The organism is Marinobacterium profundum (assembly GCF_001528745.1).
GTDB classification, from domain to species: Bacteria; Pseudomonadota; Gammaproteobacteria; order Pseudomonadales; family Balneatricaceae; genus Marinobacterium_A; species Marinobacterium_A profundum.
On the sequence record NZ_BCNS01000203.1, the window covers coordinates 1 to 7,824 of the forward strand.

A 7,824-nucleotide genomic window follows, 5' to 3' on the forward strand; every position below is an offset into this window, starting at 1 on the left:
CGTGCGTCGGTATTCATGCGCACATTATATCAGATATAAATTGCCACCGGGTTAATAGCACCACCTCCAATGCCAACCCCAATCTTCCCTAGCACTTCAAGAGTTCCATCCGAATAATTGATACTAACTCCTCCCCCTATTCCTAAGTAGGCCTCCATATTGAGCGACCATAGCCCTTACTGGAGATCATAAATTCTGCTATTCTGCAATTATTTGGGCTGCCAGGCGTGAAAACGATGAGCTTAACCTGTTCGAATCAAACAACAGCCACTTACATATAAAGGGCACTCTAGTTTGCAGGGCGGAACATATATACTCTGTATCCATTGAAATAAACAACATAAAAACTAATTATTTCAAGATCAGGTTTTTCCAGATCGGAAACACAAAGAACATATTAACCACTGTTAATATTAAAAACTGAATAAATATAACTTTATTTATAGATAAATTCCAACATGTTTCCAGAATATTTTTTCACTTCTTATAGACATATATACAGGTATAAACCCCTACAATTATCGGAAATAAAATAACAAACAGAAGCAACGGAGAGTACACATTTTTTATGAACCACTGTGACACAAAGTATTCAATATAAAGAACTAAATGAGCAGCTATAACACCAGCTAGAATTCCTGAAAGCGCTGAAGAGAGTCTCGTAATCATATATCCCCTGTTATAATAAACTGTAGATGAACTACTGACATTCACATTGTTTAGACCATTTCTTAATCATATTTTTTGTTATATTTCGAACATCTCGTGTAAAGTAAGATCCATTATCATACCAAGCATGATCAATAATAATTTTTACCCATTGGGGGAATGTGGCGTTAGCCGTCCCATGCCAAGGTGCGAAATTTTCATGTCCCGGCGCGTAACTATCCTGCACTGCATGAAGAGCCCTTGCTAAACCTTCTTTTGTACAAGAATTAAAATTTATATCGACATATTGGTTAAACAATTTTTCAGCATGTTCTGGTGTCCACTCTGGATACATCATAGCATGCCATTCTGAATTAGTGGGATATTGAGATCCAGGAAGGTTATCAATTTCTCCGGTCATCTCGCCCAACTCCTTAGCTTTTTTGGAGACAACCCGGCATCCAAAGCAGCATACATAGTCCCATTTTCATGGACAAATATCCAAAACAACCCATAATGATCTTCATACTTACCTTAATAGGATCCCCCCCCCAAGGCAGACGCGTGAACATAATTTGTACAGTGAATGCGACTATTTTATGGATGGACACCTCTCTATTTTAATTAACAATGATCATTCCTATAGTGAGATTTTCCTGTGTTGCTGTCGGCATCACGCAGTTACGGCATTATTGCACTTATTATTTAAGCAACTCGTGCGATTGAGTTAATCAAAAAACGTTCATGCGTCTGCTTTGGGAAAGTATGCACCTAGACTATGGGTCTAAATTCCTGATAGCGTTTTACTTTTCGTTAGCGGTGTCTTCATCGGAATGCACACCCTCCTGGAGAGCTGCACTCTGAATTTGGAAAGACCTTCCGGGTTTATTTTTAATAAAATTCAATAAAATTAATCGCTCCACTACCGCAATTTAAATTCCTATACTATCGCTATCTTTTAATTTTCTCATAACCCCTCTTTAAATATTATTGCCATAATATATAATGCAGAATAAAACATAATCACTATATTAAAAAAAACAAACAATACAATGCATATAATGCCTTTTACGCGTAGTCTCTTACTATATAGTGGAATCAGTGTACATAGGAGCAAAAATATCCAATCCACAGTAGCACTCTGTACACCCATTAATCTTAGCACGACAAATCCAAACATAAAAAACAATAGGGAAATAAAAAAACCTAAAACAAAAATCATTTTGTTCTCTCAAAATTATCGATTGTTACAGGTTTTTCATACCCTGGAGTTTTTGGCGGTTGTGGCATTGGATTCCCCAAAGCATTTAACAAGCCACTTATATATGAATTTGAGTTATTGCCACTCTCATCTTTATCTGGAAAAAAATCATAATCAAGATTATCTCTATAAACTGAATCCATTTGAAAGGCATGTAAAATAATTCTATCTTCTTCTTCTGGACTTGGGCACGACATAGTGAAAATTGAACGACTGAATACATTTTTTTTCATTATTAGATCACGCTCCCTGTTAACATTGCTTACCAAAGTCTCCCCCATAAATCCTTCAGGGCCCGCTCCAATAGTTGCATATAAACTTCCATCCGGTAACTCATTATTAAACCTGGGATCATTTCTCCAGCGCTCTTGATTTTGAGGGATAATCGTCAACTTTGAATGGTGCTCACCAAATGCTACAGGATGAGTCTGCAGTAGCATCTCTAACCCAAACGGGTCCCTATATGAAAGCGGCCGTCCTCCTACATATCCATATGTATTCAGCCCACTTCTCAACCCTATCGGATCCGACTGGACATATCTCCCCGTCGCCGGGTCATAATCCCTAAAGTAGTTGTAGTACAGCCCCGTCTCCGCATCAAAATACTGTCCAGGGAAACGCAAATTGAGCGAAAACCGCTGACCATCACCATCCGGGTCTTCATCGGCCAGGCTGTCGCCAAACGGTTTAGGTTCCCAGCGCCACACCACTTCGCTACGGTTATCAGTAACAGCCATAGGTGCGCTGAGCTGATTACTGTGGACATAGTAGATCTCACCATCCTGCATGATCGCGACTGGCATGGAGCCCATCCAGATTATTTCCTGCTGGGAATAACCGTTGATGTCGTACTCCCCCAGTAACAGCGGGCCGCTATAAACAAAGCGGGTCTCGGTTGTGGCGTTCACCCACTCGCCAAGGCGACAATCTTTAGGCAGACCTGGGTCATCTTTTCCATTACCTATTTGGGTAGCGATACAGGCATTGTCATGCATATCAACATTCCCATCCTGATTCAGGTCTGCCTGCAGTGGGGACTGTCCGCTGCGGACGAAGCCCTTCAACTCATGCAGGTCCGCTGACGTTACCTGCCCATCGCCATTTAGGTCGGCGGTTAGCCTGTACGACTGCTGCCCCAGTTTATAGACGCGCTGGCCAAAGGCGTTGTATTGATAATAGCCGGTAAAGCCTTCATCCACGGCCTCGAGGCGGTTACGGGCGTCGAATTGATAACTATGACGGCCATCCGCAAGGATATTGCCGTTTTTATCGTGGATATAGGACATATCCCCTGCTGCAGACAGGCGATTGCTTACGGGATCGAGCTCGTAATATCGAGTTATTCCATCACTGCTTTCGTGAGTCCGGTTACCATTGGAGTCATATCCATAACTCAGATCAAAATCGCCGGATAGCGCTGCACTCAGGCGACCCAGGGCATCATAATCAAAACTTCGATTGAGGCTCCCGCCATTAATGGCAACAATATTGTCCACCTTGTCATAGCTGAGTTGGCGCTCTTCTGCGGCTACGGAAAATCGTTCAAGTCGTCCCTTCGCATCGAAGCTTCGGCTGCTGCCTGCACCATTACCCCAGCTCCAGCCATTGATTGCACCAAAAGCAGCGTAGTGAATGTTATCCAGCACAATCTGGCCATTGGCCGTTATCGCGGACAGACGATCACGGTCGTAGCTGTAGCCCACAACAGCCCCTGACGGATAAATCACACGAGCCAGCTGATTGGCCTCGTTATAGAGGTAGCTGACCTTGAGTTCGACGCCATCCGGTGATGTCTGGGTGCGGCTAACAAGGTTGCCCTCAATGTCATACGCCAGTGCGATACTACCGGCCGCTTCCCTAACCTCAGCCAGACGCCCGATCCCATTGGGCGCAGTGTCGTATTGATACTCCACCACCTGCCCGTCAGCGTAGAGGATTCGAGTCAAACGGTTTAGCGCGTCATACGCATAGGCGGTTGTCTGACCATTGGCATCAATCTGGGCAGTCAGATTACCGGCACTGTCGTAGCTGTATGCAGTCACGCCGTTATCCGGACTGTCTTGCTCGACCAGTTCGCCGGTATAGGTGTTGTAGCTATAGAGGGTTGAATTGCCGTTGGGATCGGTGACGCTTGCCAGACGGTCGTCCGTTGCATATCCATAATCGGTTTCACCTCCCAGCGCGTCAATCTCTCTCAGCAAACGCCCATTGGTATCAAAGTCCCTGCGGCTGTCACTGCCGTCGGCTTGTATCGTACGCGTAACGCGACGCTGAATATCCCGCTCCAGAGTGATGCTATTGCCAATACCATCCAGCCGACTGGCCAGTGTTCCATTGGCAAAGTAGCCGTATTGCATTTCGTGACCGGACGGATTGATCTCACTGAGTAAATTCCGCACGGCATCGTGGGCATATTGAGTGACATTGCCATAACGGTCTTCACGCCGAGCCAGGTCCAGACGGTCCCAGTCTACAAACTCAGCGGTCCCATCCGGATACTGGACTTGGATGCGCCGGTCGAGGGCATCGTAGCTATATTCGAGCCGGTACCCCTGGGCATTGGTTTCGCTGGCGACCCGCCCATAGGTATCGTAACTGTAACTTGCGATCCTGTTGCCATTCGGGTCGATAAGACCGACCAAGTAGCCCTTATCATCGTATTCGTACTGCCGCACATGCCCCAGCGGGTTAGTCACCTGGGTCAGCTGCCCAACCTGATTGTAAGCATACTCTGTCACCTGCCCGGCAGAATCCGTATAGGTGACCGGTTGATGCTGATCGTTGTAGCTAAAGTGCGCCAGCACATCGTAACCCGATGCACTCCTGCGCTTGATACGCACGAGATCGATTTGATTAGCTGCATATTCGAATATCTGCTCACGACCTTCAGGGTCAATAATCCGGGTCAGCTTGCCAAAGACGTTATAGCTTTTGCGCACTAACTGAGTGGTGCCATCCGGCAATACTCGGCCGACAACGGACGGCTTATCCAAGGTACCTTCTGCCCCGGCCCAGCTTTGCCCCGGATAATTGAACCACACACGCCTTTCGAGTGGATTTTTAACGCTTTCAAGCACAGCAGCGGTATAAGAGGTGTTGGTCCTGAGGTGATACCAGTGGCGAATGCGTGCTTGCGTATAATCACCAGCGGCACGCTTCATTGCCTCTTTATCCCAATAAAAGGTATTGCGGCCATTGATGTAACGGTTAAACAGATTCATACCCGCGGGCATCGGTGAATCACTGAACGGTATCCCTGAGGCACCGTGCGCAAACTCTACCCGCTCTCGCTCACCCTGGGGATCGGTAATTTCCAGCCAGCGGCGGGTGCCGCTCTCACCATAATTGAACGTGGTGGTGCCGTACTCTGTGTTCATGGCGTTTACAAAGGTGCCACTGTCATAGGCGAAAGTGGACGTCATGCCGATGCTGTCTGTGATGCGGTTCAGGCGACCAGCTGAGTCGTAGCCAATGATAGCGCTGCGGCCGAAAGGGTCGACGACACTGGTAATCAGCAGCGGATTGGAGTTGTGGTCGTATTCAAAAATGGTGGCCTGTTTAAGGGCGTCTGTCACGCTGATCAGGCGCTGCCGCGCATCATACTGCAGCCTAACGGCATTTCCCGCTGGATCAATCACCTCCGTCAGCATTACACGCCGCGGATAGTAGGTGCTCCCATCAGACTCCCCATAAACGTAGCGTCTGCCATCTGGCATACGCCTTTCGTAACGCAGCGGCATCGTTGAGACCCGAACAAGCTGAGCACCGGTACGCTGTTCTGGCGAGAAGATTCCGTTACCGGAGTTATAGCCCCCATAATGGCGGCTTCCGCCTCCGGGCAGGTAGATCATCACCCGGCTGCCGGCCTGTTGTGGATCATCCTGCACGTAGGACAGCCAGTTGAATGTCCACTTGTGGCCCAAATTCGAGAAGGTGAAGTTCGTTGGTTGATTAACCTCCCGCTGACTATAGGTAAGGGTCACTGGCACGGCTGGCCCTACAGGCGGCGTGTAACCGATCGGGGTATCGCGGATATTCAGACTGACCAGCATGGAATGCACGCGGTACTGCGGCATGCCCTTGCTGTTACTGCAGGGATCATCACACTCGGTAAGATCATCGTTCGAAGTGTTGTTCGATTCGCTGCTGGAGGTATAACCGCTACCCACCACCTGAGCGGCTTCGCCAGCCTCCAACCGCTGCCAGGGCATAGCGCTGTCCGCATCGTTAAACGCCAGAAAATACCCGCTCGATTCGGCATCCAGCGCCTGCGGCGAGATCCATAGATCCTGCCCATACGCCGGATCCTTGACCCGATAGAGCCCATCCTGCTTCTCGATAATAGTAGCGTAGTGCCCCACGCGCCAGTGAACCAGAGAGGGAACCGGTACCGGCTGGCCGACTCGACGCAGGATGGCCACAGCCTCAGTTCCATGAGCAGCAGCAAGCGCTTCCAGTTGCGCCAAGGTTGTTCCATGACTACCGGCGTCAATGTATTCGAGCCCAGACCCTGCCTGCCCTTCTGGCAACGAAACCGCCAACAGTGCATCAAGCGCTACTATCCCGCACCGCAGTGCTTTCTCTGGCTCATTCTGCATTTGCCAGAGTCCTGCACGCGCCAATGTCACCTTCTCAGTGATAGAACTATTTACCGGTGATCGACTTATAGACTCAAGCAGAACCTCAACCGCATCCTTATGACCAAAACGGGTGTGCAACTCCAGCAACTCGCCGACAACCCGAGCTGCGACGGCTTTTTCTGTCGGATTATCGGCTTTCTTCGATGCAATACGAGCTTGCTCCAGCAAACTTAGGGCATCGGAAAAGTAGCCAGCATGCACTTTGGCCAGCGCCATATTCAGCAGCAGTGACGTACGCCAGGACGAATCTGGAAAACGATTCAGGTAGTCTGACAAGGGCCCAATATCTGATGGAACACCCGTAGATGCGTAGGCTGCAACAGCTTCTTCCATGGTTAGGCTTTGTGCGCGGGTAGCCTGTTCAAACGCAATCAGCGGTTCTTGGAACACACCGTAGCGCGACGCAACAGGATTCTGATCAATACGACTCTTATCACTTGCATTAGAAATTGGTGACAGAACAATAAAAACCACGCCCAACAAAAATCTGAAAGTTTTCCATTCCATGGAAATATCTCCCTGCGAATATAAAATTCACCGATTTTAATTGCCTCTCAATACGTCCTTGATTGAAGTGGCAAATAGGTTATGGGGTCGATACGTTTAGCCAACTCTTCAGACTGATCCCCGTGACTATTCAGCTCAATACCATCAGCAACTCGATAGACACCTGCCGAATAGCGTTCCGTACACTTACTGTCGTCCTCACGGCAGAGAACAGCGATACAACCAAACAGGCTCCAGAAATGCTGAGCGACACCTTGTGCATATGACGGTAGCGGGTTGTCCGATTCATGAGGGGTGTAACGAACCAAGTCTCCTGGTTTTATCACAATGGCATCGTAGTCGGTTCGACTCATTAAAAGCGTAATTTCCTCATTACCGCTTTTCCCAGGAAATTCAACTGACATCATCTGAATCGTATTAATAAATTCCGACTGCTCTTCGGGAATATCCGCCCAGTATCCGTAGTCCTTTGCCCACCGATATACAGTCCCTGCATCTGTATCACTGGCCACAGCTTTCACGGTCCCCAGCACCAAATGCGGATAAGAGCCGTCACCCTTCAAGCCACAGCGGTTACCCTCACAATCAAACGAAGCGCCAGAGGCAATAGACGATGCGCCACATAGAAGTAGCAATGGAAGTTTTGATGAAAAACAGATACGCCAGATAAATCGCGCATGTGACAATAGATACATAGGGTTATCCTCGCGTCCTTACGAGTGTATAACCAGGTGCCTGCTTCAAGAACCTGGGAGGCTGTCCGACAAT

Annotated in this window: 3 protein-coding genes; all 3 read right to left on the reverse strand. The window is 48.2% G+C overall.

Features of this window, described 5'->3' with window-relative positions:
* Window positions 1-700: 700 nt before the first annotated feature.
* Window positions 701-1,069, reverse strand: coding sequence for a hypothetical protein (locus MPRO_RS26055; protein ID WP_158651921.1), 369 nt, complete (start codon window positions 1,067-1,069; stop codon window positions 701-703).
* Between the two features lie 797 nt (window positions 1,070-1,866).
* A complete protein-coding gene (locus MPRO_RS22285) occupies window positions 1,867-7,056 on the reverse strand; it encodes an RHS repeat-associated core domain-containing protein (RefSeq protein ID WP_067298395.1) in 5,190 nt (1,729 codons plus the stop codon).
* Between the two features lie 47 nt (window positions 7,057-7,103).
* On the reverse strand, window positions 7,104-7,751 hold the full coding sequence (locus tag MPRO_RS22290) for a hypothetical protein (RefSeq protein ID WP_158651922.1): 648 nt from the start codon (window positions 7,749-7,751) through the stop codon (window positions 7,104-7,106).
* Between the last annotated feature and the right edge of the window lie 73 nt (window positions 7,752-7,824).